The sequence below is a fragment of the Novosphingobium sp. 550D genome, from assembly GCF_057401885.1.
Map to the genome: position 1 here is coordinate 3,690,674 of NZ_CM171613.1, position 24,776 is coordinate 3,715,449.

Below are 24,776 nucleotides of genomic sequence, written 5' to 3' on the forward strand. Positions count from 1 at the left end.
CGGGAAATTCGGGGGTGGATCGAAAGGTCCGCCCCCTTTTTTATGCTGGGCTATTTCTCGGTTGACAGGCGCACCTTCGAAACGCATCATCCATAACAATTGTTATAAAAAATGGAGAGGAAGAGGTCCGTGAAACTGACCCTGCCACCGCGGGTTAGCCCGCAATCCTTTGACGCCGCGCTCAAGGCTTTTGCCGAGGTTGTGGGGGCCGGATGGGTGATGTCATCCGATACAGATCGCGATGCCTATGCCGATGCCTATGCCCCCGGTCCGGCCGAACAATGGCCCGCCTCGGCCGCTGTGGCCCCCGCGACCGTCGAGGAAGTGCGCGCCATCGTGCGCATCGCCAATGAATACAAGGTGCCGCTCTGGCCCGCCGCGCGGGGTAAAAACCTTGGCTATGGCACCGCCGCGCCGCGCATGGCCGGGTCGGTGGTGCTGGACATGGGGCGGATGAACCGCATCCTCGAACTGGACCCCAAACTGGCCTATGCGGTGGTGGAACCGGGCGTGGGCTTTTTCGACCTGCATGACGAGGTCGAGCGGCAAAAGGCCCCGCTGTGGCTCTCGGTCCCCGGCAACGGCTGGGGCAGCGTGATCGGCAATGCTCTGGAACATGGCATTGGTTATACGCCCTATGGATTGCACGCGCGCAACCTGTGCGGGATCGAGGCGGTGCTGCCCGATGGCGATCTTTTGCGCACCGGCATGGGCGCGATGAAGGACAATCCGGCCTGGCACCTGTTCCCGATGAATTACGGCCCGACATGGGATTTGGCCTTCAGCCAGTCGAATTTGGGCGTCGTGACCAAGGCCGGAATCTGGATGCAGCCCGCGCCCGAAACCAGCCTCGAACTGACCTGGGACATTCCCAATGAAGAGGACATCGGCTGGGTTATCGACACGGTCACGCCGCTGAAAATCGCCGGACTGATCGACCAGAATGTCTTTATCCCAAGCTGGCTGGGCAAGATCGTCGTGTTGGGCACGCGCAAGGATTTCTGGGACAAGCCCACCGCTATGCCCGAATGGCGCGTCAAGGAATTGCTGAAACAATATGACCTTGGCTACTGGCGCGTCTCGATCCGGCTTTATGGCGATGAAAATGTGAACAAGGCCAAGGCCGAAGTCATCAAATCGGCCTTCAAGCGCCACCTTGCCGCCCCCGCGATGGAGGTCTGGTGGCGTCAGGGTGATCCCAAACCGCCGCTCGACCTGACGTTGGGGACGCCATCGGCGGTTCCGTTGCAAATGTCGGATTGGGTGGGCGGCCGGGGCGCGCATCTGGGCTTTTCGCCCGTCGTACCCGCCACGGGCGACCATGTGATGGGACAGTTGAAGCGCAGCCGCAAGATCATCGCCGATCACGATGTCGACTTCTATGCCAGCTTCACCATCGGCGGGCGTTTTGCCAATAATGTCAACATGCTGATGTATGACCGCGACAATGCGGCGCAGGTCGAGAACATGAAAAAGCTGTTCAACGCGCTGATCACCGAGACCGCCAAGGCGGGATATGGCGAATATCGCACCCATCTTGGCTGGATGGACCGGGTGATGGAAACTTTTGATTTCAATGATCACGCGCTGCGCCGCTTTGATGAAAAGATCAAGGATGCGCTCGACCCCAATGGCATTATCGCGCCGGGCAAACAGGGCGTCTGGCCATCGGCCTATCGCGCCATGCAGAAGGAGGGCGCGCAATGAGCCGCCTGTCCCTGATGGCCCTTGCGGCCATGATCGCCCCGGTGGCTGTGCTGGCGTCGCCTCCGGGGGCGCCCGGCGGCGTGCCGGAATTGCCGCCTTATCAGATGCGCGCCCCCCAACCCGCCGGCGACCGTTTGCAACCGGGACGCGATGGCAAGGCGATCTTTGAACATTCCTGCGGCTATTGCCACTTTGCGGGCGGCATGGGCACCAACCTGCTGACCAAGCAAATGATGATGATGAAGCGCCCGCCCTCGGACGGATTGCTCAGCAATCGGCGCGATCTGACGGCCGATTATGTCAAAGCCGTGGTGCGCGGCGGCAAAGGCGCGATGCCTGCACAGACCCGTGTGGACCTGACCGATGCGGAATTGAATGCGGTGGCCGTCTATCTTTCCCAAAAACCGGCAAAGGGGAAGAAGTGATGCTGCGCCTATCCCGCCGCCGTATGATGCAGGGGGTAGGCGCCGCAGGGCTGATCGCCGCGCGGCCCGCCTTGGCCTCCGCCTCGCGCACTCTGCTGGTCTATGACAGCCGCATCCCAGAAAGCGCCGGTTTTGCCGCCGCATCGTCCCACAACCTGCGCCACGATCTGGCGCAGGGGCGGATAGACCCGCGCAGGATGGGTGCCATCGCCCGCGTCGAGGGACTGACGCGGCGCAGCGACTATGTCGCGCTCTCGCTCGCCCTGCGCCTCAATGGCATGCGCAGCGCCGACGATCGCCCCAGCCCTGCGCCGATTTCCGCGCGCGATCACCTGTTCCGCTGGACCTTGACCAAGAGTGCCAAGTCATGAGCGTCGCCCTCTATCACTGGGAACCCAACGCCAATTCGGGAAAGCCGATGCTGGCGCTGATGGAAAAGGGCGTGGGCTTCGACAGCCATTACATCGACATGCTGGCCTTTGATCAGCACCGACCCGAATATTTGGCCATCAATCCGCAGGGCACGATTCCGGCCATGGTGCATGACGGGCGGGTGCTGGTCGAATCCACCGCCATCATGGAATATGTCAACGAGGCCTTCGACGGCCCCGCGCTGATGCCCGACAATCCGCTGGAACGCTGGCGCATCCGTTGGTGGATGAAATTCATGGACCAATGGCTTGGCCCCAGTTTCTCCATGATCGGGTGGAGCGTCTTCGTCGGCCCAATGGTGCGCAAACGCGATCCGGCCGAGTTGGAGGCCGCCATTGACCGCATCCCCCTGCCCGAACGGCGCGTGGCATGGCGCAAGGCGATCAGCGGGCAATTTGGCGAGGCCGAGCTGGCCGAAAGCCGCCGCCGCGTGGCCTATGGCATCGCCTTGTTGGAGGAGGAATTGGGCAAGCGCGATTATGTCGGATCGAATGGCTACAGCCTTGCCGACATCAATATCTTCAATTCGACCTATTCGCTGCCTTTGTCGCAACCGGATCTGGCGGGGAAAGACAAAACGCCCAACATCATGCGTTGGTTTAAACGGGTGTACGAACGTGATGCGGTCAAGCGGACATGGGCGATGGGCCGCACCGATCTGGCCCATCGTTACAGCCTGATTATGGAAGGGATCGACTGATGGCTGTGCTCTATCATGGACAGCCCAATGGGCCGAGCCTGTCGGTTCTGGCCGTTCTGGTCGAATGCGGGCTTTCGGATCGCATCGAAACGCGGCCCATCAACCTGCTGGCGGGCGAAAGGCACACGATTCCCGGCATTACCGAACCGCTGGCCCGCGACATCGGCGTCGAGGGCGAAGGGCCGCTGTTGGTGATCGAAGGCGAGGCCTGTCAGGAATCGGTGTTCCTTGCCCAATATCTCGACGAACTGGCGGGGGCGGGGTTACAACCCAAGGATCCCTATACCCATTGGCAAATGATGATGTGGTGTCGCCGCATCACCGAAAGATGCGCGCCCGCCGCCGCCTTTCTGGGCAATCAGGCCTATGCCGCGCCGGTTCTGGCCGCGATGAGCGACGGGGACTTTGATGCCATCACTGTTGCGATTGCCTCCACCGATCTGCGCCAACGCTGGATCGACACGCGCGGCGGGGCCTTTCCCGAAACCGCGCAATCCGACAGCAAGACCAAGATTGCCGACGCCGCCGCCATGGTCGAAAAGCAATTGGAGGATGGGCGTGAGTGGCTGATGGGGCCGATCACGATTGCCGATTTTGAAACCTATGGCTGGCTGGTCGGCATGGTCGATCTGTTGCCCGAAGTGTTTGCCGGAAAACCGCTGATGACCGCATGGATGGCGCGGATGGCGGCGCGGCCCAGCGTGCAATCGGCCCTTGCCCGCGCAACGGTGGCCCATCCCGAAAGGGTCTGGGCGCCCGGACCGGAAATCAACCGTTGGGGTTAGGCGTTGGGGTTAAGCCCCCAGTTTAACCAACCAGGCCGCCGCCTTCTTCGGCTCGCCCAAAGCGTCAGAGCGCACCGGGCCGCGCGCGGCCAAAAACTCGGCGTGGAGGGCAAATTCCTCCATGCCGAGCTTTTCGCGCAGATCGTTGACCGTATCGGCCAGTTCATCAAGCTGGGCCACCATCGGGGCGGCCTTGGCCCGCGCATGGCGATCCTGCTGATGATCAAACAGGCCCCACTGGCCCGCCGCGGTCACCCGCAGCGCCGCAATCAAGGCATCGCGATATTCGGCCTCGGCCTCTTCACGCTGGCTTTCCAGCCGTTCCAGACGATCGGCGCGTGCCATCTCAGCGCTTGCTGAGCGCTGCTTCGCATTCCGCGATCAGCGATTGCATGATGTCGGCCACCGGCTCTTCCTTGGTGACCATGCCCACCGACTGACCCGCCATCAGCGAGCCATTTTCAACGTCGCCATCGATCACCGCGCGGCGCAGCGCACCGGCCCAGTAGCGTTCGATCATCAACTGCGCATCGTGCATGTCAACTTCGCCCGCATCCAGCTTGGCCGCGACTTCGCGCTGCTTGGCGGTGAATTCCTCGGTGCCCTTGTTTTTCAGCGCACGAACCGGGATCACCGGCAGACGCGGATCGACCTGAACGCTGGCGACCGCCTCACGCGCGGCGGCGCGGAAGAAGGCCTTTTTGAAATCGGGGTGGGCAATGCTCTCGCTTGCCGCGGCAAAACGGGTGCCCAATTGCACGCCCGCCGCGCCCATTTCCAGATAGGAAGCGATTGCCTCACCGCGACCGATGCCGCCCGCCACAAAAACAATGTTGTCTTCGGCCAGAGCAGGCAGGAACTCTTGGGCCAGTACGGACGTTGCAACCGGACCGATATGACCGCCCGCTTCCGACCCTTCGATCACCAAGGCATCCGCGCCGCTGCGGAGCAGTTTCTTCGCCAGCGCCAGCGTGGGGGCGAAAACCAGCACCTTGGCGTCAAAAGCCTTGATCGCCTCGACGCTGCCCTTGGGCGGGATGCCGCCGGCCAGAACCACATGGGTCACGCCATGCTTATGGCAAACCTCGATCAGCTCAAACAGCTTGGGGTGCATCGTGATCAGGTTGACGCCAAAGGGCTTGGAGGTCAGCGCCTTGGTCGCCTCGATTTCGGCGTCCAGCAATTCGGGCGTCATCGCCCCGCAGGCAATCACGCCAAAGCCACCAGCGTTGCTGATGGCCGACACCAGATTGCGTTCCGAAACCCAGCTCATCGCGCCGCACAGGATCGCATATTCGGTGCCCAGAAATTCCTTGCCGCGCGCCATCAGCGCTTCAGTCTTGGTGGGCATGGGCGTATACTCCTGTCTGGTGGCGCGGCGCGCGCGAAATCCGATGCGGGCCCTTAGTTCGCAACCGCGCAACAGGCAAGCCATGCTGAATGCCACAATCGGCAAATTCGATCACTGTCATACAATCATGCAGTTTAGTCGATCAATAAACATAAGATAGTGCTCTGGCCATCAGGCAAACCAAAGGGGATGCACCATGAACGCCGAATCGAAATGCCCGTTTCACGCAAAAGCCAGCCGCACGGCGGTGGTCGCCGCTCTGACCAATGACATGTGGTGGCCCAACCGGCTGAACCTGAAAATCCTGTCTCAGCACAGCGAAAAGGTCGCACCCAAACAGGGCGATTATGCGCAGGCTTTCACCGCGCTCGATCTGGACGCGGTCAAGGCCGACATCTTTGCACTGATGACCGACAGTCAGGACTGGTGGCCCGCCGATTACGGCCATTATGGCCCGCTGTTCATCCGTATGGCTTGGCACAGCGCGGGCACCTATCGCACGTTTGACGGACGCGGCGGGGCCTCGACCGGCAATCAGCGGTTCGCCCCGCTCAATTCATGGCCCGACAATGTCAATCTGGACAAGGCGCGCCTGCTGCTCTGGCCAATCAAGCAGAAGTATGGCGAGGCGTTGAGCTGGGCCGACCTGATGATCCTGACCGGCAATTGCGCGCTGGAATCGATGGGCCTGCCCACGGTCGGTTTCGGCGGCGGGCGCGAGGATATCTGGGAACCCGAAGACGACGTCTATTGGGGCCCGGAAGCCAAATGGCTGGATGACGAACGCTATTCGGGAGACCGCGATCTGGAAGATCCGCTGGCCGCGGTCCAGATGGGCCTGATCTATGTGAACCCCGAAGGCCCCAATGGCACGCCCGACCCGATGGCTTCGGCGCGCGACATTCGCGACACGTTCGCCCGTATGGCGATGGATGATATCGAAACCGTCGCCCTGATCGCGGGCGGCCACACCTTTGGCAAAGCCCATGGCGCAGGCGATGCCGCCCTTATCGGCGCCGATCCCGAAGCGGCCGATATCACCGCGCAGGGTCTGGGCTGGATCAGCAGCCACGGCACGGGCCGCGGCGGCGATGCCATCACCAGCGGGCTGGAGGGCGCGTGGACGCCGAACCCGACGCAATGGGACAACGGCTATTTCGACACGCTGCTGGGCTACGAATGGGAATTGACCAAGAGCCCCGCCGGCGCGCACCAGTGGAAGCCCAAGGGTGATGCCGGCGCAGGCACGGTGCCCGACGCGCATGATCCGGCGCGGCGTCACGCCCCCATTATGTTCACCAGTGATATCGCGCTGATCACCGACCCGGCCTATCGCGCCATCAGTGAGAATTTCCACAAAAACCCCGATCAATTGGCGCAGGCCTTTGCCGAGGCCTGGTTCAAGCTGACCCACCGCGATATGGGGCCGATCACGCGCTATCTGGGCAGCGAGGTTCCCAATGAACCGCGCATCTGGATGGACCCGGTGCCGGTGGTCGATCACCCGTTGATCGAGGACGCGGATATATCCTTGCTCAAGACGGCCATTCTGGATTCAGGCCTGTCGATCGGGCGTCTGGTGGCAACGGCATGGGCCTCGGCCAGCACCTATCGCGGGTCGGACCGGCGCGGCGGTGCCAATGGCGCGCGCATCGCTCTGGCGCCGCAACGCGATTGGGCGGTCAATGATCCGGCCGAACTGGCAAAGGCCCTGACGGTCTATGCCGGGATCAAGGCCAGCTTCGATGAAGCCTATGCGCCCAAGCGGGTCAGTCTGGCCGATCTGATCGTGCTGGGCGGGACGGCGGCGGTGGAATCGGCGGCCAAGGCGGCGGGGGTGGACATCACCCTGCCCTTCACGCCGGGCCGCACCGATGCCACGGCGGAGCAGACCGATGCGGAAAGCTTTGCCGTGCTGGAGCCCAAGGTCGATGGTTTCCGCAATTTCCGCTCCGGCCCGATGGCGCGGTCGGAAGAGGAACTGTTGGTCGATCGCGCGCAATTGCTGGGCCTGACGGCGCCGGAGATGACGGTGCTGGTGGGCGGCCTGCGGGTTCTGGGCGCCAACAGCGGTGGTTCAAAGCTGGGCGTGTTCACAACCCGCGAAGGGGTGTTGTCCAATGACTTCTTCCGCAACCTGCTGGGCGCGACCACGGCGCTGGTGTGGAAACAGAATGAGGATGGCACCTTTACCGGCCATGATCGGGCAACGGGCGCAGCCAAGTTGCAGGGCAGCCGGGTCGATCTGATCTTTGGTTCAAACTCGCAATTGCGGGCATTGGCCGAACATTATGCCACCGACGATGCATTGCCACGTTTCGTGAATGACTTTGCCCAGGCATGGACGAAAGTGATGGAGGCGGACCGCTTCGATCTCTGATAGACCATATTGGAGCATAGGAACCGGGACCATCCCTCACCCCGGTTCTAAACGGCCCCGCCTTCGGCCATGCTGGAGGCGGGGTTTTGCTTGGAATATTCAATCTCAAGCATATCAATAGAATTTCTTTGCTGCACGCTCCGCGTTAATCTGGTTCTTTAGAGGTCCACAATCGCCCGTCACAATGGGCGGCGTCAGAGATAAGAGAGTCACGCGTGTCCTTCACCCTCGCCTCGTTAAACATTGAAGCGATTTTGCCCTACGTTGGCATCGGCTTTGCCGCGCAATTGGTCGATGGCGCATTGGGCATGGCCTTTGGCGTGATTTCCAGCACTTTGCTGGTCAGCGCCATGGGTGTGCCCCCGGCGCGGGCCAGCGCGGGCGTCCATCTGGTGGAATTCTTCACCACCGGCGCTTCGGGACTGAGCCATATCCTGCATCGCAATGTGGACTGGAAACTGTTTGGGCGTCTGGCCGTGCCGGGCGTGATCGGCGGGGTCGCTGGGGCGACGGTGTTGTCGAATGTCGATGCCTCGGTGGCGCGGCCTTTGGTGATGGCCTATCTGGCCGCCATCGGACTTTATCTGTTTTACAAGGCGTTCCACTACCCTTCGGAAAAGCTGCATGACGAGGCCAAAATCACGATGCCGCTGGGGCTGGTCGGCGGTTTTCTCGATGCTTCGGGCGGCGGCGGATGGGGGCCGGTGGTGACATCCAACCTGTTGTTGCAAGGCACCGATCCGCGCAAGACCGTGGGCACCGTCAACACGGCTGAATTTCTGCTGACCTTTGCCGTATCGGCCACGTTCATCTACAATTCGGGCTTTTCCGCCTTTACCACCGTCACCAGCGGCTTGCTGGTCGGCGGTCTTTTGGCTGCCCCCTTTGGCGCATGGTTTGCCAAGCGGATTTCGCCCAAGAACCTGCTGATCATGGTCAGCATCGTGTTGATGGCGACCAGTTCCTTTGCGATCTACAAGGCGCTGGCGTAACGAAAAGGGGCGGCGCCATCACGGCCCGCCCCTTTTTTGCGTCCATTCCAAACCGTTCAATAGGGCGGCTTGTGCAACCCCTTGGGGCTGAGGGTAAAGATCTCGCAGCCATCCTCGGTAATGCCGATCGAATGCTCGAACTGCGCCGAAAGCGAGCGGTCACGCGTCACCGCCGTCCAGCCATCGTCGAGCATCTTGACCCCGGCCTTGCCCAGATTGATCATCGGTTCGATGGTAAAGAACATGCCCGGCTTCAATTCAGGGCCAGTGCCCGGCGTGCCGACATGCACCACTTCGGGCGAATCATGGAACAGACGGCCCACGCCATGGCCGCAGAAATCGCGCACCACGCCGTAACGATGGGCCTCGGCATGGCGCTGGATCGCATGGCCGATGTCGCCCAGACGCACGCCCGGACGCGCCATATCGACGCCGATCATCAGGCATTCATAGGTCACATCGACCAGACGCCGCGCCTTTAACGGCACATCGCCCACCAGATACATCCGGCTGGAATCGCCATGCCACCCGTCGAGCAGCGGGGTCACGTCAATGTTGACGATATCGCCGTCCTTAAACACCTTGTCGCCCGGAATGCCGTGACAAATCACATGGTTGATCGATGTGCAGCAGCTATGCGCAAAGCCGCGATAGCCCAACGTGGCCGGAACCGCGCCGCCATCCAGCGTCATCTGACGCACGATGTCGTCGATTTCGCCCGTGGTCACACCCGGCTTGACCACATCGGTCAAGGCATCAAGGATTTCCGCGGCCAGACGACCGGCACGGCGCATACCTTCAAAACCGGCGGGGCCATGCAGCTTGATCGTGCCGTCGCGCAGCACGGTGTCGCCATCAGCGACGATCTGATATTGAGTCATGCGGCCCATATAGCGTCAAACACGAAAATTGACAGAGGGCGCAGGCTCATTTGCCGCCCGCCTACTTCCCCAAGGCAAAGCTGTCGCGATATTCCGGGCGCACCGCCGCCATCACCCGCGCATCCACCGGCAGGGTGATCTCATAATCCCCCTCGGCATAGGACCCCGCCTCATAGGGGCCGACCAGAATGCCGATGCGGTTGAAATGCGCCTTGTCGCTGCTGCCCAGAATGACGGTGGATTGGGCCGGATCGATGCAATTGTTGGGCCATTCATCCGATCGCACCACCGGTTCGCCCCGGCGCTTGGCCCGCTCTTTATCCAGCAGCGCGCAGAACGGTTCACGAATGGCGGATGACAGCGCGGCCTTACTGGTAAACAGGTCCTGCGCCACGCGCTTCTGGTTCGCGCCCTTGTCCCACATCATCGCGCTATAGCCATGGTTGGGATGCGCCCCGCCCGAATCCTCAAACACCGTTGCCGACAGGCTCAACCATCCCGGCAAGTCGGTGACCACTTTCCAATCCACCCCCTGTGCCCACGGGCGAAAGGGGAAATTCTCATTCTTCGCCTCTTTGGCGGCGGCGCGGGCTTCCTTGGCCAGACGGGTCTGCTGCTTGTCGCTGTCCGCGTCCAGCCATGCCTTGAGCGGCACAATTGCGGCGGCGGCGGCAGGATAGCTGTAGTTAAATTCAAAGAAGTCGTTCGAGATTTTCACCTTGCGCGCCACGCCCGGTTCGGGTGCGGGCGGCGAAGGCGGGGCGGGCACCGCGCTGGATGCGGCATTGGTCGCCTGTGACGCGGTTTCATTGGTTTCACCGCAGGCGGCAAGGCACAATGCCCCCACCGAAACCCAGATTGCCCGCGACGTCACCATGATTTCAAACTCCAATTCCGTATCTGCCCAAGGATAGAGCCGCCCGCCCCCCGTGCAAGTGCGATCATAATCTGGATTGATGCACCCGCCCCCTTGCGCCCATAAGGGGGGCATGTCCAAGACTCAGAACGACCCCGCCGCCCCGATGCTCGCCAACGATCTGGTCCAGCCCGACCGCCAACAGGCCGCAGTGCCGATCCATCTGGTGGAAAAGGCGGTGTATGAGGAATGGCTCAAATCCCGCACTGCCGCCCAGCGCGCGGCATTGAGCGGGCAGAAGTTCAAGGGCGATGCGGGTGGTTATGCCATCCTCCCCGACGGCGACGGTTTTGCCGTGGTCGCAGGCGTGGCAAAGCTGGAAACGCTATCAAGCTGGTGCCTTGGGAAACTGGGCGAGAGCCTGCCGGGGGGCACCTATCGCCTTGTTCCGGCGGCGCCGTGTGTGGCGGGCGCGGCTTTTGTCGGATGGGCCTTGGGGCAATATCGCTATGACCGCTATCGCAAGGACGGCAATGGCGAAACGCCGCGCATCCTGTTGACCACCGAGGTCAAGGCGATTGCTCCGGCTCTGGCCGAAGCGGGCGCGGTGGCGCTGGTGCGCGATCTGGTCAACACGCCTGCCGAAGACCTTGGCCCGGCCGAATTGGAGCACGAGGCCGAATTGCTGGCCAAGGCCTATCGCGCCACCCTCAAGGTCACGCGGGGCGAGGCGCTGGAGCATGATTACCCCATGGTCCACATGGTCGGCCGCGCCGCCGCGCGCAGCCATGCCCCGCGTATGATCGAACTGGAATGGGGCGATGAAAAGGCCCCGCGTCTGGCGATTGTCGGCAAGGGGGTATGTTTCGATTCCGGCGGTCTGGACATCAAACCGTCCAGCGCGATGCTGTTGATGAAGAAAGACATGGGCGGGGCGGCCCATGCGCTTGCCCTTGCCCGGCTGGTGATGGAAAGCGGGTTGAAAGTGCGGTTGCACCTGTTGATCCCGGCGGTGGAAAATGCGGTCTCGGGCGGTTCGTTCCGCCCCGGCGACGTGTTGAAAAGCCGCGCCGGCATTTCGGTCGAAATCGGCAACACCGATGCCGAAGGTCGCCTGATCCTTGGCGATGCGCTTTATCGTGCCAGTGAGTTTAAACCCGATCTGATCATCGATTTTGCCACGCTGACGGGTGCGGCGCGTGTGGCGCTGGGACCGGACCTGCCCGCGATGTTTACGCGGCGCGACGATACGGCGCAGGCATTGATCGATGCTGGCCTTGCCAAGGATGATCCGGTCTGGCGCCTGCCCTTGTATGATGGCTATCGCGAATGGCTGAAATCGGACATTGCCGACATGAACAATGCCCCATCGGGCGGTTTTGCCGGGGCCAGTGTCGCCGCGCTTTTCCTCGACCGCTTTGTCGGTGAAGGCATCGATTGGGCGCATTTCGACACTTTCGCATGGCGCCCATCGGCCAAGCCGGGGCGGCCCAAGGGCGGCGATGCGATCGGATTGCGCGCGGCATGGGCGATGGTGAAGGGGCGATTTGGGGGCGCTTGACGGCAAAACTTGCAGAATCCCCCCCTTCCCGCTAAGCGCGCGCCTTTCCTTTTCGGGGGCAGACGACTTTGGCCATGTTTGAAAATCCGGTTCCAGCTTTGGGCGCTTCTTTCGCGTTGAGCGGCCCTGCGGCAAAACCAGATCCGGCCAGTGTCCCGGTCCGAGGGGACGTCGCGCATATCCGTTTGGCCGGTAAAGTATTTGTCCCACATTATGTGGTACCGATGCCGCATCGCGCACGCGGTGACATCACCATCCTCAAGACGCCGGGCGGCGACGCTCTGGCCACTCTTGGCGAGGGCGCTCAATTTGACGTGCTCGATCTGGCGGGCGGCCATGCCTGGGGCGAAGTGCCCGGCGGCGTGGTCGGCTATGTCGCCGCCGATCAACTGGAGAAACTGGCATGACCTACAGCGTGTTCATCGATGGTGCCGCGGGCACCACGGGGCTTGAAATCGCCGACCGGCTGGGTGGTCGCGGCGAATTTGACCTGATCATTCTGGACGATGCCCGCCGCAAGGATAGCGCTGCCCGCAAGGAAGCGCTGCATTCGGCCGATTTCGCGATCCTGTGCCTGCATGACGATGCCGCGCGCGAAGCGGTCGAGATGGCGCAAGGGTCCAAGGTGCGCATCATCGACGCCAGCACCGCCCATCGCGTGGCGCCGGGCTGGACCTATGGCTTTGCCGAAATCGTCGGGCGCGATGTGGTGGCGGGCGCGGATCGCGTGGCCAACCCCGGCTGCTATCCCACCGGCTTTATCGCCCTGATCGCGCCGCTGGTGCGCGCCGGACTGTTGCCTGCCGACTGGCCCTATACGGTCAATGCCGTTTCGGGATATTCGGGCGGCGGCAAGGCGTTGATCGAGCGTTTCGAGGAAGACCGCGACATTGCCTTCCGCGCCTATGGTCTGGGCATGGGGCACAAGCATGTGCCCGAAATGACGCGTTATGCCGGTCTGGTGCATGAACCGATTTTTGCCCCCAGCGTGATCCCGGCCCATCGCGGCATGTGGGTCGAAGTGCCGCTGCCTTTGGCGGCCATCCCCGGCGCGGCTTCGGCGGATGCCCTGCGCAAAGGTCTGGCCGCCTTTTACGAAGGCAGCGCGGTGGTCCGCGTCGCCGAGGCGGCAACGCCGTCCGAACTGTTGCTGCGCGCATCAATGGAACCTTCCGACGCGCTGACGCTTCACGTCTTTGCCAATGATGCGGGCACGCAAGTCCGACTGGTGGCCATGCTCGACAATCTGGGCAAGGGCGCCAGCGGGGCTGCGGTACAAAGCCTCAATCTGATGGCCGGTCTGCCCGAAACGGCAGGCCTCGCGCTCTGATTAAAACGAAAGAGGCTTTTTCCGCGCGGAAGAGCCCCTTTTCGAGCTTTGCCTAAAATGCAGGCAGGCCTGCCTAAAAATTGATCGCAAATTTGGCGGTTTGAGTCATTATCCTGCCCGCGACCCCCCGGTTTTCCAGAAAATCTTTCGCACAAACCCTCATTTCAGAGGTTTTCCTCTGGCTTGCTTTGTCCTATCCCATCCCAACCGACTCTGGCACGAATCTTGATAGATCCTTACCAGCGTCAACCGTATCAGGTCCGGCCCCCTGGGTCCGGGCGCTGGCGTAATTGCGCACTGCGGCGGCCCTTCCGGCCCCGCCAATGAGGGATGGTGCAGGCGTGAAAAAGATCGAGGCGATCATCAAGCCGTTCAAGCTGGACGAGGTGAAGGAAGCGCTGCACGAAGTGGGCGTGTCCGGCATCACCGTGACCGAGGCCAAGGGTTTTGGCCGCCAGAAGGGTCACACCGAACTGTATCGCGGCGCTGAATATGTTGTCGATTTCCTGCCCAAGGTAAAACTTGAAGTGGTGGTGGCCGACGATCTGGCGGCGCGCGTGGTCGAAGCAATCGCGGGCGCGGCCCAGACCGGCCGCATCGGCGATGGCAAGATCTTTGTGATCCCGGTCGACAATGCCCTGCGTATCCGCACCGGCGAACGCGACAACGACGCGGTCTGATTATCCATCAGTGCCGACGGCCTGAAATTTCAATTTTTGCCCGGGTTCGATTGCATCAACCCTGGCCATAATGCGGAGAACTATCGGAATGGCAACTGCAGCAGACATCCTTGCGCGGATCAAGGATGAGGAAATCGAGTGGGTCGACCTGCGCTTCACCGACCCCAAGGGCAAGTGGCAGCACCTCACCATGGTCGCCTCGGTTCTGGGTGAAAGCGAACTCGAAGACGGCCTGATGTTTGACGGCTCGTCGATCGAAGGCTGGAAGGCCATCAACGAGTCGGACATGATCCTCAAGCCCGACCTCGACGCTGTTTATGTCGATCCGTTCTCGGCCACCCCGATGCTGATCCTGGTTTGCGACATTGTCGAACCCTCGACCGGCGAACTCTATGCCCGCGACCCCCGTTCGACCGCCAAGCGCGCCGAAGGTTTCGTGCAGTCGACCGGCCTTGGCGACACCGTCTATGTCGGCCCCGAAGCTGAATTCTTCGTGTTCGACGACGTGCGCTTCTACGACGGCTACAACGGCAACGGCTTCTCGATCGACGACATCGAACTGCCGACCAACTCGAACAAGGCCTACGAAGGTGGCAACCTTGCCCACCGTCCGCGCGCCAAGGGCGGCTATTTCCCCGTGGCTCCGGTCGACAGCCTGGTCGACATCCGCGGCGAAATGGTCAACACCATGATCGACATGGGCCTGCCCTGCGACAAGCACCACCACGAAGTGGCCTCGGCGCAGCACGAACTGGGTCTGACCTTCGGTACGCTGGTGACCACCGCCGACCGCATGCAGGTTTACAAGTATGTCGTGCATCAGGTCGCCAATGCCTATGGCAAGACCGCCACGTTCATGCCCAAGCCGATCATGAAGGACAACGGCAGCGGCATGCACACCCACATCTCGATCTGGGATAAGGGCGCCAACACGTTCGCCGGCAACGGCTATGCTGGCCTGTCGGAAACCTGCCTGTACTTCATCGGCGGCGTCATCAAGCACGCCAAGTCGCTGAACGCCTTCACCAACCCGACCACCAACAGCTACAAGCGTCTGGTGCCGGGCTATGAAGCCCCCGTTCTGCTGGCTTATTCGGCCCGTAACCGTTCGGCCTCGTGCCGCATCCCCTACGGCGCCGGCACCAAGGCGAAGCGCGTTGAATTCCGCTTCCCCGACGCGATGGCCAACCCCTACCTGTGCTATGCCGCTCTGCTGATGGCTGGTCTTGACGGTATCAAGAACAAGATCCACCCCGGCGAAGCCATGGACAAGAACCTGTACGATCTGCCGCCTGAAGAGCTGGCCGAAGTCCCCACCGTTTGCGGTTCGCTCCGTGAAGCTCTGGACTCGCTGGCTGCTGACCACGACTACCTCCTCGAAGGCGGCGTGTTCACCAAGGACCAGATCGACTCCTACCTCGAACTCAAGTGGCCCGAAGTGCTGCGCTGGGAAACCACGCCGTCGGCCGTCGAGTTCGACATGTACTACAGCGCCTGATCTTTCAGGTCTGCTTGCCAAGGCACAAGAAGGGCGTCCGGGAAACCGGGCGCCTTTTTTGGTTTCTGCGACCCGGGGATTTGTGCCTCCGGCGGGCAAAGAGACTCGTCCCTTTGCAATCCCATAAATAGGGTGGTGGGAGGTCTGCCAGGGCGGTTTTGGGCTGATGATTTGAAAGCCTGCGGCGCAGCAAGCGCAGCCCAAAAAAGCGCCGCAGACTCTACCTATTAACGCCGCGTCCGCCCCCAAGGCCAAACCCATAGCGCATCATCGACAGTAACGGGATTGCAAAGGGACGAGTCCCTTGGCCCGCCGGAGGCACATCAACTTCCCCCGAAATCAATAATCCTTCGAAACCTTAGCGTTCACACTCTGCCGCCCCGTACTCGCCACCGTTCCCAGCAAGGCCAGCCAACTCGTCAACCGGAACTCGACATTGGTCGCCGAATAGCCGCGCCCGTCGGTGACGATTTCCGCATAGGCATGGCGGCCAAGGTATTTGCCAACGGCCACGCCCGTCTGACGCCCGATTGCCGCATCGGCCGACACAAAGCGCAGGCGGTCAAGGCCGATCACGCTGCGCAACTTGTTGATCGGATCCAGCCCGCCCCCGCCATGCAGCGAGGCCAGTGCGGCCCCTAATTGCAACGCTTCGGGCGCCGAAATTTGCGTGATCGAATCCCCGAACAAAATGCGTGAGAGCAATTCCTCTTCGGGCAAGGCAGGCACCGACGAGAACGCAATTTCCGGCCGCAGCGAGGTGCCGCGCACCGTCACCGTCGCGGTCAGATTGTTGACCGTGGCCGTCGCGGCCATATCCAGCCGCGGATCGACCGGCGTCGAACCATCAAAGGCCACGCGCCCACGGGTCAGGTCAAAGTGCTTGCTGGCAAAGTCATAGCTGCCCTCGACCAAAGTGGCCGCGCCGCTGATCGAGGGGTCCTGCAACGCCCCCCGCAGTTTAACATCCGCGTTCCACAGGCTGTTCAGCCCCAATCCCGACAGGCGGATATTGCCGCCCGCCGCATCCACCATCAAACGCCACGGCATTTCACGTTCGGATGCGGGCGCGATATCGGCCCTGCGGTTGATTTCCTTGGTCGGCAGACTGGGTAAGGTCGCGGTTGAACTGGCCTGTCCCAGACGCCAGCGCGCCGAATCGATCGTCAAGCGGCCCGCAATCGTGCCCACAACCCCGTCCGACATGATGCGGATTGGCCCGGTCGCGCTGAGCGCCATATCAGGCCGCGAGATCAATTGCGCCCGCCGCGCGGCCAGCGCAACGTCGATGGATGGCCCACGCCCCGGTCCCATCTGGGCGAAATCCACCCGCCCGCTGCCCGACACCAGACCGCCACCCGGTGCCTGACCCGACAGGCTGCTCAGGCTTAGCGCAGAGCCGGTGAAATCGCCCCTAACCTCAACATTCGAAACATCCGTGCCCGAAGCCGCGCTTTGCAGGCGCATGCCCTTGCCCGCCAAAGACCCGCGCAGGCTGGGATCATCCAACGTCCCGCTCATATCAGCGGCGATTTCGACCGGCCCGGACAGGTCAAAAGCGTCCAGCGCCATCAAACGCCACAAAGCATCGGCCGGCCCGGCATAGCGCATTTGCGCCGCCAGCCGCCCCTTGCCCAATCTTTCGTCAATCGCGCCCGTATCGGCCAGTTGGTCGATACGGGCCTGCAAACGCCCGCGCGCCGCGCCGCCTTCGCTGGCCACCGCGCGCAGGTCGAGCGCCTTTGGCCCTAACCGCGTCACCACTGCCACATCGACCGGCCGAGACGTCAGCATCAGCCCCGAACGGGTCAGGCCCTTGACCACCACCCTCGCCTCGCCCTCTGGCAAGGCCTCGCGGCGCTGGATATAGGTCAGCTTGCCCGACACTTTGCCGCCAAGGCCAATATCGGGCACCACCACATCAGCCAGCGACAAAGGCATGGAAACAAGGCCCAGATCCAGCTCGGTCGAACCATTGCCGATCAGCCCCTGCGCCACGATGCGCCCGCCGCCAAAATCCACCTGACTGGGCGCCAGACGCCACACGCCCGGTGCGCCATCGCGGCTTTCAACCGAGAAAACGGCCCGACGCGGCATGGCGATCTTCTGCCCCGCGAAATTGCCACCGGCCAGCAGGGAAATCCGGCCCGGCGCGATATCGCTGCTCACCTGAAAATCAAAGCGGCTGCCCTTGCGCCCGCCCAGAGTGGCATTGACCGTGCCATTGCCATCATTGAGCCGCGCCGCCATCGCAAAACGGCCGATGAACAGCTTGCCCTTGCCGATCCCTTGGGCAAACAGATCCGCCGAGAGCGTCGTGTGCTGCTTGACCAACTGGCCGCTGAATTTCAGCCGCCCGGTCGCGATGGTCAAAGGACGGTCGCCCTCGAAATGGGCATTTCGCGCATCAATCGATGCATCCACCGATTGCCCACCACCACGCGGCGCCAGCGCAATCAGGCCCGAAACCCCGCCGCCCGACACGGTCAGCTTGCCATCCGCACCGTCTTTATCCAGCATGACCGAACCGGTGACATGCGTGCTCGACAATTGAAAATCGCGCAATTCCAGTCTTGTACGCCCATCCCCCTTGGGCACGACCAGTCCCGCCGTTCCGGCAAAGGGACCGACCGTCGATATACCCTTGGCCTCAATCCGCAGAGCCTCGGCCTCCGGCGTCAGCGCGACCTCTACGTCGCGAACGCCCAGCGTCGGCAGGGGATCCTGCAAACGGACCAGACCACGCGGGCCATCCGCGCCAATGCTGATATCGCCGGTAAAGCTGCCATACCGTTCCTGACGCCCGCGACCGGTCAATGCGATGCGCCCATCGGCCCCACGCGCCGCGTCCAGCGTCATTTGCAACGAGGGCGAATCGATCCGCCCCCGCGTCACCGCCAAACGGTTGCCCTGCGTCATATCGACATGGCCCGCAAAACGCAGCGGCCCGCCGGTCAGATTGGCCAATGTGCCATTGGTCAGATTGGGAATGCCGCCGGTAATATCGGCATTGACCCGCCATGGCGCATTGCGCGCCCCGGCGACCCGCACCCGGCCCTGCGCATCGGCGGTGCCAATCGACAGGGGCCAGCCGTGCAGGCCCGCCTTACCCTGAACCACCCAGTCGCCCTTGGCCAGATCGACCTGAACACTGGCCCGCGCGGTGCCATGGGGAATGGCCAGCGCGATATCCTCGCTGGACAGGCGCATCCCGTTCAGAGTCAGCGTGCCCGCCGCGCGGACATGCCGCAATTGGTCGTCAAGGGCGCCATCCTCGGTGCGGATTTGCGCGGCGGTCAATTGCACCGGCAAGACCCAGCGCGCACCATCGCGGCGCAGCGTGCCATCGGCCTTCATGCCTTCAAACACGGTCTTCTGGCTTTGCCAACGGGCGACCTGCGCAAGGATCTTGGCCCGTGGCGCGGCCATCGGCCCGTTCAACAGAACCTGCGCCTGCAACCCGGAAAATTCATCATCCTTGCCCAAAGGCAGGCGCGGCCCGCCTTTCAGATTGAGCGCCCAATCGACAAAGCTCTGATGCCGCAAGTCGAGCGTGCCTTTGCCCTGCGCGCTCAAATTGGCGGAACGGGCGGACAGGTCGCCGGTGAAGCGCTGATCCTGAATGCGCCCCTTGCCCGCCATGGCCATCGGGCCTGTGCCCAACGTATGGCGCAACGCTTCGGGCAGGACCGGATCGCTCCACAGCTTACCATCGAAACGCACCGCGCCGTCATTATTGGCGAAATTCAGGTCCAGCGCATTGCGCCCATCCTGCTGCGCCTTGGTCCAACCGGTCCATGACTTCCAGCTGCCCTTGCCCTCGGCCCGGATCGCGCGCGCCGCCTTGCTGTGGGTCAGTGTGGCCAGCAGGCCATTCTTGGGCGCGTTATAGTCGAGCGACAGTTTGAAGCGATCGGCCGCCTGTTGCGCGTCGAGAACCAGCGACAGGCGATCTTCACCGCCCAGACGTCCATCCAGCTTGATCGCCGCCACGCCCTTGGCCACGCGCAGGCTGCCCTGTGCATCGATCCGCCGCTCGGTGCCCAGGACCGCTTTGGCAATCACCAGCTTTTCCAGCGCCACCCGGTCCAACCGCACATCGAAATCGGGCCACAATTTGGCATCGGCCGCCGTGGCGCGAAATTCAGGCGCGCGTTGCAGCGTCGCCCGGCGCAGCACCACTTCGCGAATGTCCAGCCCGGAGGAGAACCAGTTGATCGGGCGCCAGTCAAAGACCCCCTCACCCGCGCGCAGGAAAATGCCATGCGAATCGCGCAGGGTGATGCCGGACAGGCGCGCGCGGCCATAAATCGAGCCTTCGATCCGGCCGATGGAAACGCGCAGGCCATTGTCCAATTCGTTTGACGCGATGATGTCGGTGATCAACCGGTGCCCCACCGGCGTATCCAGCCCGACCAGCAGCGCCGCCACCCCGCCCACAATGCCCAAAGGCAGGCTGAGCGCATATTTGCGCCAGCCGAGGCCGGAAGGCTTTACGGCCTTCTGCCGCGTTTCCCCTTCCTGAATGTCCGCCCCCTGCGTCATCAGAATGCCTGTCCCAGCGCGACATAGACGCCGATCCGGCTGTCCCCTGCCCGCGGGTTGAGCGGGGTGCCAACGTCAATGCGGATCGGGCCAAAGCCGGTGCGATAGCGAATGCCCAGCCCCGCGCCATAACGCCAGTCATTGAATTTGGGCATGACGTCAGCCTCAACCCCACCCGCGTCAAAGAAGGGCACCAGTTGCAGCGCCCCGCCAAAGAAGCGCGTGTTCACCCGCGCCTCCAGCGAGAATTCATAGAGCGAGCGTCCCCCCTTGGGTTCGCCCAGATTGTTGCGCGGACCGACAAGGTTATAGCCAAAACCACGGATCGACGCCCCACCGCCCGCATAGAAACGCCGTGATGGCGCGACGTGGTCGATATCCACCCCCGGCATCGTGCCCAACCGGACACGCGTGGCCAGAACGGTCTTGCCAAAGGGGCGATAGAAGCTGGCATCGGCCTGAATGCGGGCATATTGCGATTGTGCGCCGCGTGCCCAACTATATTCGGGCGACATGCGCAGCGATCCGCGATGCCCCTTGGTCGGGTCCAGCAGATTATCCGTCGTGTCGATCCCGCCGCGCAGCGGCAAAGCCGTGGTGACGTAAAGGATACGCCCGGTCGTAACCCCGCTGGGCACGCCCTCGCGCTCTTCCGAGGCTTCGGCTTCAAAGCCCATCGACCATGTCCACGGCTTTTGAAACAACAGATTGCTCAACCGCTCATAGCTGGCGGCAAAGGCCACCTTGCGCGCGGCATAGGATGTCAGCGTGGTGTTGGTGGCGTAAACATCGACCGTCAGCGTCCGGTCACGGCCAAGGAAATTGGATCGCTTGAACGTCGTGCCCGCCAATTGTTCATTGGTACCCAACACGCCGCGCACCTTGAAGGCGCCTTCGGGCGGGAACATGTTGCGGTTTTCCCAGCTTGCACCGATGCGCGCCCCCTGCCCGGTATCGTAACCGATTTCGCCCGATACGGTGCGCGTGGGCGCCTTGCTCATCGCCACATCCAACGCGACGATGCCTGGTTGACCATCCTTGGGCGGAGCGGTTTCGCGCGGCGTCACATTGACCCCTGCCGCCAACCCCGTGGCCAGAACCGCCCGGCGCAGGTCTTCGACATCCTTCTGATTATAGACCTGACCCGGTTTGAACCGCGCAATATCGCCAAGGTGGTTGGACGACATTACCCGCGGCAAGGCCGAATTGATCGCGCCATAGCGGTACAGCCCGCCCGGTTCGACCGCCACATCGACGTCGCCCTCGTCACGGGCATGATCGACCGTCAAGGATGCCGCCGGCACCTTGGCAAAGGGATAGCCTCCTTCGCCCAATGCCTTAGCCAGATCGCCCGTCGCGGCCGAAATCGTGTCCATATTCAGCGGATCGCCGCTCTTGATCCCCAGCGCGGCATGCATCTTTTCCGCATCCTTGCCAATGTCATCCAGCCGCCCGGTGGTGATCGCGCCAATGTGATAGCGCGTGTCGGGATCGATGTCGAAACGCACCCCGCTGGGCGGCGCGCTGGTCTGATCCTCGCCCGGCTGCGGCCCGATCAGCGTCTGGGTCACTTCGCCATCGTAATAGCCATAAACCTTGAGCAGCTTTTCCAGCAGCTTGCGATCCGTGCTGGCCCGCACCACCAATTGCGCCAGAGCATCAGCCTCATGCGCGCCAAGGGTTTGCAATGCCGACAATTCCTTGAACCGCCGCTCGAACGCTTCACGCTCGGGCATGGCGGCCGGGTCCGCGGGCCATCGCAACCGCGCCCGCCCCGATGCCAGCAAAGTCTCGCGATCCTGATTGTTGCGCGCGGCACCATCGGCGCGCCGGTTGCCGGTCCGGCCGCTTGTCGGCGGCGGCAAACGCTCCATCGCCGCGGCCAGATTTTCGCCGCCATCCTCCGCCGCCAAACCTTCGGGAATAGGGATCAACGCCTCTTCCTGCCCCGGTTCGGGCCATGGCAGGTCCAGCCCGGCAATCTCGGCCAGCGGCGAATCGGGGACCAGCGCACTCAAATCGCCCAAAGGCGCGACCGCCGCCGTTTTTGCAGCGGCCACCTGTCCAGCCGTCGCATTGGTGGCCACGGCATTGGCCGCCGCGACCTTGGCGGCCTGATCCTTGGCCTCCTGCGCCTTGGCCGCCTGCGCCTTGGCCCAGCCTTCGGGATCGCCCACCGCCGAATCCGGGATCAGCGCGCGCAGATCCGCATCGGCCTCGCGCTGCTGGGCCGCCAATGGCGCGCCCCCCGCCAGAACCAGAGCCATCGCCGCCCCGGTCAACCATGTTTCGGATTTAGAACCCGCCGCTGCGGTTCCATGAATCTTGCGGATCACGCTCGACAAACTGGCTCTTGTCGCCGCAAGCCTGTTCGCGCGCGCCACCGCGTCCGGCCGCAGCCCGTATAAGAGCGTCCTGTTCACCATCGGAAAGGCGTTGCCATCCATCGCGCCCCAGCTTTTCCAATGGACGATAGCGCACTTTGTACTGCATCCGCTCGGAACCGTCGACCCAATAGCCGAGATACACGTAGGGCAGCCCTTCGCTGGCCGCTCTGCGGATGTGATCAAGGATGATATAATTGCCAAGCCCGGTCCGTGTTGCATGTTCAGGGTCGTAGAATGAATAGATCATCGACAACCCGTCGCCCTGCCGATCCGTCAGACAGGCCCCCACAAGTCGGCCCGGCTGAGAACCGGTCGAAGGCTCCCTATACTCGATCACATAGCTGGTGACCGGCGTATGTTCCACCATATCCGCATAATCCACCTCGTCCATGGTGGCCATGCCCCCACCGGGGTGCCGTGCGGCAAGATAGCGCTGGAGCAAGGCGAACTGTTCAGCGGTGGACCAAGGATGACAGACCGAGGCGACCAGATCGCTGTTGCGCTTGAGATTTTTCTTCTGCGCCGAATTGGGCACGAATTCGCCCGACAGCACCCGCACCGAAACACAGGCCGTGCAATCAACACAGGACGGTCGATAGGCCACCGTCTGGCTGCGCCGGAAACCGATCCGGCCCAACGCATCGTTCAAAGCATCCGCATGCGGCCCCTTCAGCTCGGTAAACACCTTCCGCTCGGTCTTGCCCTCAAGATAGGGGCAAGGCGCAGGGGCCGTCACAAAAAACCGGGGGAAGCGAACAGGGGCCGTCACTGGTGTTGCGATCCTTGAAGTTAACCTTGGGGGCCATGCCCCATGTCCGGCCCTCTCGCGCCGTGGGCAACTTTATGCCCCGCTGGTTCAGATCGTCAAAGCGTTTTAACCCTGATTTCGGGTGAAACACGCCGCCTTTTCATCCCATGCCCCAAATGGGCACAGGGGGCCAAGATCAGGTTAATCAGCCCCCTGTGCCATAACGGATGGATCGATCAGCTCACTTCAGCCTGCACAACCTCGTAACCCTTGGCGCGCAGAGCGTTAACCAAAGCGTCGATCTGTTCGCCGTCCCGCGCTTCGCATTCGATGTCCGCCGTCAGCCCCTTGGCGGGCAGATGGGTGAAGATGCGCTGGTGATAGATCTCGATGATATTGACCTGATGGCGGTTGAATTCCTCCATCACCTTGAACAAAGCGCCGGGACGGTCCTGCAAGGTCAGCTTCAGACGCGCCAGACGCCCCGAACGCGCCAGATCGCGCAACAGCACATTGGCCAACAGGCGCTGGTCGATATTGCCGCCCGACAGGACGATGCCCACCTTCTTGCCCTTGAACAGATGGCGATGGGCCAGCAAAGCCGCCAGACCCGCAGCACCCGCGCCTTCGACCACCGTTTTTTCGATGTTGAGCAACAGGCAGAGCGCATGTTCCAGCTCGCTTTCCGACACCAGCACGAAATCGTCGAGCAAGTTGGCGAGCATTTTCGAGGTGAACTCACCCGGCTCCTTGACCGCGATCCCTTCGGCCAGCGTGTCGCCGCCGATGGGATAATTGGTACCCTTGAGCAGGTTGTACATCGAAGGGTACAATTCCGCCTCGACACCGATCAGGCCGATGCCGGGCTTGATGGCGCGCGCCGCCGTGCCCATGCCGGTCGACAGACCGCCCCCGCCCACCGGGATCACCAGCATGTCGAGATCGGGATGATCCTCCAGCATTTCGAGCGCGACCGTCCCCTGTCCAGCCGCCACCAGCGGGTCGTCGAACGGGTGAACAAAGGTCAGGCCCAGCTGCTTTTCCATGCTGCGGGCATAAGCATAGGCTTCGTCGAACGTTTCACCCTCCAGCACCACCTTGCCGCCCACACTCTCGGTTTGCATCACCTTAACGGTGGGCGTGGTCTTGGGCATGACGATCGTCACGGGCACGCCAAGGCGGCTGCCGTGATAGGACAGGCCCTGGGCATGGTTGCCCGCGCTGGCCGCGATGACGCCGCGTTCGCGCTGTTCCTGGGTCAGATGCAAAAGGGCATTGAGCGCGCCGCGTTCCTTATAGGCGGCGGTGAATTGCAGGTTTTCGAACTTGAGATAGACTTCACAGCCGCAAATCTTCGACAGGGTCCGCGAATGGTCCATGTCGGTGCGCACCACATGGCCCGCAATTCGCCCGGCGGCGGCGCGGATATCATCGATGGTGAGCGTGGGCGCAACGGCGCCGATTTGCGTGATGTTTGCCTCGGTCATAATGCTTGGCCCCCTAGCGGAAAAAGCTTTC

At 62.5% G+C, this 24,776-nt stretch carries 20 protein-coding genes; 12 read left to right on the plus strand and 8 right to left on the minus strand.

From position 1 onward, the window contains the following. Positions 1–129: 129 nt before the first annotated feature. The 5 genes from AC2S2E_RS17535 to AC2S2E_RS17555 are packed head-to-tail and all read left to right on the plus strand — an operon-like array spanning position 130 to position 4,049. Positions 130–1,707 carry an FAD-binding oxidoreductase gene (locus tag AC2S2E_RS17535; protein ID WP_486523232.1) on the plus strand — a complete coding sequence of 526 codons (1,578 nt, stop codon included), beginning with the start codon at positions 130–132 and terminating at the stop codon, positions 1,705–1,707. Beyond that, a complete protein-coding gene (locus tag AC2S2E_RS17540; RefSeq protein WP_486523233.1) occupies positions 1,704–2,132 on the plus strand; it encodes a c-type cytochrome in 429 nt (142 codons plus the stop codon). Before AC2S2E_RS17535 ends, AC2S2E_RS17540 begins: the two co-directional genes overlap by 4 nt. Then, positions 2,132–2,503: a hypothetical protein gene (locus tag AC2S2E_RS17545; protein WP_486523234.1), complete on the plus strand. Its 372-nt coding sequence runs from the start codon at positions 2,132–2,134 to the stop codon at positions 2,501–2,503. Before AC2S2E_RS17540 ends, AC2S2E_RS17545 begins: the two co-directional genes overlap by 1 nt. Next, the gene (locus tag AC2S2E_RS17550; RefSeq protein ID WP_486523236.1) at positions 2,500–3,264 is read left to right on the plus strand and encodes a glutathione S-transferase family protein; all 765 of its coding nucleotides are present in this window, start codon (positions 2,500–2,502) and stop codon (positions 3,262–3,264) included. Before AC2S2E_RS17545 ends, AC2S2E_RS17550 begins: the two co-directional genes overlap by 4 nt. Beyond that, the gene (locus tag AC2S2E_RS17555) at positions 3,264–4,049 is read left to right on the plus strand and encodes a glutathione S-transferase family protein (protein ID WP_486523238.1); all 786 of its coding nucleotides are present in this window, start codon (positions 3,264–3,266) and stop codon (positions 4,047–4,049) included. The genes AC2S2E_RS17550 and AC2S2E_RS17555 overlap by 1 nt, the downstream gene beginning before the upstream one ends. Before the next feature lie 9 nt (positions 4,050–4,058). Here the strand turns inward: AC2S2E_RS17555 and AC2S2E_RS17560 are convergent, their stop codons facing one another. After that, positions 4,059–4,394 carry a hypothetical protein gene (locus AC2S2E_RS17560; RefSeq protein WP_486523239.1) on the minus strand — a complete coding sequence of 112 codons (336 nt, stop codon included), beginning with the start codon at positions 4,392–4,394 and terminating at the stop codon, positions 4,059–4,061. A gap of 1 nt (position 4,395) precedes the next feature. Next, entirely contained in the window at positions 4,396–5,400 is a 1,005-nt protein-coding gene (locus AC2S2E_RS17565; protein WP_486523240.1) for an NAD(P)H-dependent flavin oxidoreductase, read from the minus strand. Positions 5,401–5,596: 196 nt separating this feature from the next. Here AC2S2E_RS17565 and katG point away from each other — a divergent pair, with 196 nt between their 5' ends. Both katG and AC2S2E_RS17575 read left to right on the plus strand, forming a co-directional pair. Continuing rightward, positions 5,597–7,780 (plus strand): catalase/peroxidase HPI, encoded by a 2,184-nt coding sequence (katG, locus tag AC2S2E_RS17570; RefSeq protein ID WP_486523241.1) that lies wholly within the window; start codon positions 5,597–5,599, stop codon positions 7,778–7,780. Between the two features lie 215 nt (positions 7,781–7,995). Further along, positions 7,996–8,772: a sulfite exporter TauE/SafE family protein gene (locus AC2S2E_RS17575; protein WP_476105186.1), complete on the plus strand. Its 777-nt coding sequence runs from the start codon at positions 7,996–7,998 to the stop codon at positions 8,770–8,772. A gap of 56 nt (positions 8,773–8,828) precedes the next feature. Here AC2S2E_RS17575 and map read toward each other — a convergent pair whose 3' ends face one another. Continuing rightward, entirely contained in the window at positions 8,829–9,653 is an 825-nt protein-coding gene (gene map / locus AC2S2E_RS17580; RefSeq protein ID WP_486523242.1) for a type I methionyl aminopeptidase, read from the minus strand. Positions 9,654–9,714: 61 nt separating this feature from the next. Beyond that, positions 9,715–10,530: a DUF4163 domain-containing protein gene (locus AC2S2E_RS17585; RefSeq protein WP_486523243.1), complete on the minus strand. Its 816-nt coding sequence runs from the start codon at positions 10,528–10,530 to the stop codon at positions 9,715–9,717. A 112-nt stretch (positions 10,531–10,642) separates the two neighbouring features. Between AC2S2E_RS17585 and AC2S2E_RS17590 the strand changes: the two genes are divergently transcribed. The 5 genes from AC2S2E_RS17590 to glnA all read left to right on the plus strand — a co-directional run bounded on the left by AC2S2E_RS17590 (position 10,643) and on the right by glnA (position 15,578). Next, positions 10,643–12,070, plus strand: a complete 1,428-nt coding sequence (locus AC2S2E_RS17590) for a leucyl aminopeptidase family protein (protein ID WP_486523244.1) — start codon at positions 10,643–10,645, stop codon at positions 12,068–12,070. 224 nt (positions 12,071–12,294) lie between these two features. Next, positions 12,295–12,477, plus strand: coding sequence for a hypothetical protein (locus AC2S2E_RS17595; RefSeq protein ID WP_486523245.1), 183 nt, complete (start codon positions 12,295–12,297; stop codon positions 12,475–12,477). After that, positions 12,474–13,400, plus strand: coding sequence for an N-acetyl-gamma-glutamyl-phosphate reductase (argC, locus tag AC2S2E_RS17600; RefSeq protein WP_486523246.1), 927 nt, complete (start codon positions 12,474–12,476; stop codon positions 13,398–13,400). Before AC2S2E_RS17595 ends, argC begins: the two co-directional genes overlap by 4 nt. A 341-nt stretch (positions 13,401–13,741) precedes the next feature. Then, complete coding sequence (locus AC2S2E_RS17605; RefSeq protein ID WP_168605132.1) at positions 13,742–14,080, plus strand: P-II family nitrogen regulator; 339 nt, start codon at positions 13,742–13,744, stop codon at positions 14,078–14,080. An 88-nt stretch (positions 14,081–14,168) separates the two neighbouring features. Continuing rightward, on the plus strand, positions 14,169–15,578 hold the full coding sequence (gene glnA, locus AC2S2E_RS17610) for a type I glutamate--ammonia ligase (protein WP_486523247.1): 1,410 nt from the start codon (positions 14,169–14,171) through the stop codon (positions 15,576–15,578). A gap of 339 nt (positions 15,579–15,917) precedes the next feature. Here the strand turns inward: glnA and AC2S2E_RS17615 are convergent, their stop codons facing one another. The 4 genes from AC2S2E_RS17615 to AC2S2E_RS17630 all read right to left on the minus strand — a co-directional run bounded on the left by AC2S2E_RS17615 (position 15,918) and on the right by AC2S2E_RS17630 (position 24,745). After that, positions 15,918–20,123: a translocation/assembly module TamB domain-containing protein gene (locus AC2S2E_RS17615; protein ID WP_486523248.1), complete on the minus strand. Its 4,206-nt coding sequence runs from the start codon at positions 20,121–20,123 to the stop codon at positions 15,918–15,920. Continuing rightward, on the minus strand, positions 20,123–22,459 hold the full coding sequence (locus AC2S2E_RS17620; RefSeq protein ID WP_486523249.1) for an autotransporter assembly complex protein TamA: 2,337 nt from the start codon (positions 22,457–22,459) through the stop codon (positions 20,123–20,125). The genes AC2S2E_RS17615 and AC2S2E_RS17620 overlap by 1 nt, the downstream gene beginning before the upstream one ends. Further along, a complete protein-coding gene (locus AC2S2E_RS17625) occupies positions 22,419–23,279 on the minus strand; it encodes an arginyltransferase (RefSeq protein WP_476105201.1) in 861 nt (286 codons plus the stop codon). The genes AC2S2E_RS17620 and AC2S2E_RS17625 overlap by 41 nt, the downstream gene beginning before the upstream one ends. 215 nt (positions 23,280–23,494) lie before the next feature. Beyond that, positions 23,495–24,745 carry a threonine ammonia-lyase gene (locus AC2S2E_RS17630; RefSeq protein ID WP_476105202.1) on the minus strand — a complete coding sequence of 417 codons (1,251 nt, stop codon included), beginning with the start codon at positions 24,743–24,745 and terminating at the stop codon, positions 23,495–23,497. Positions 24,746–24,776: the final 31 nt, after the last annotated feature.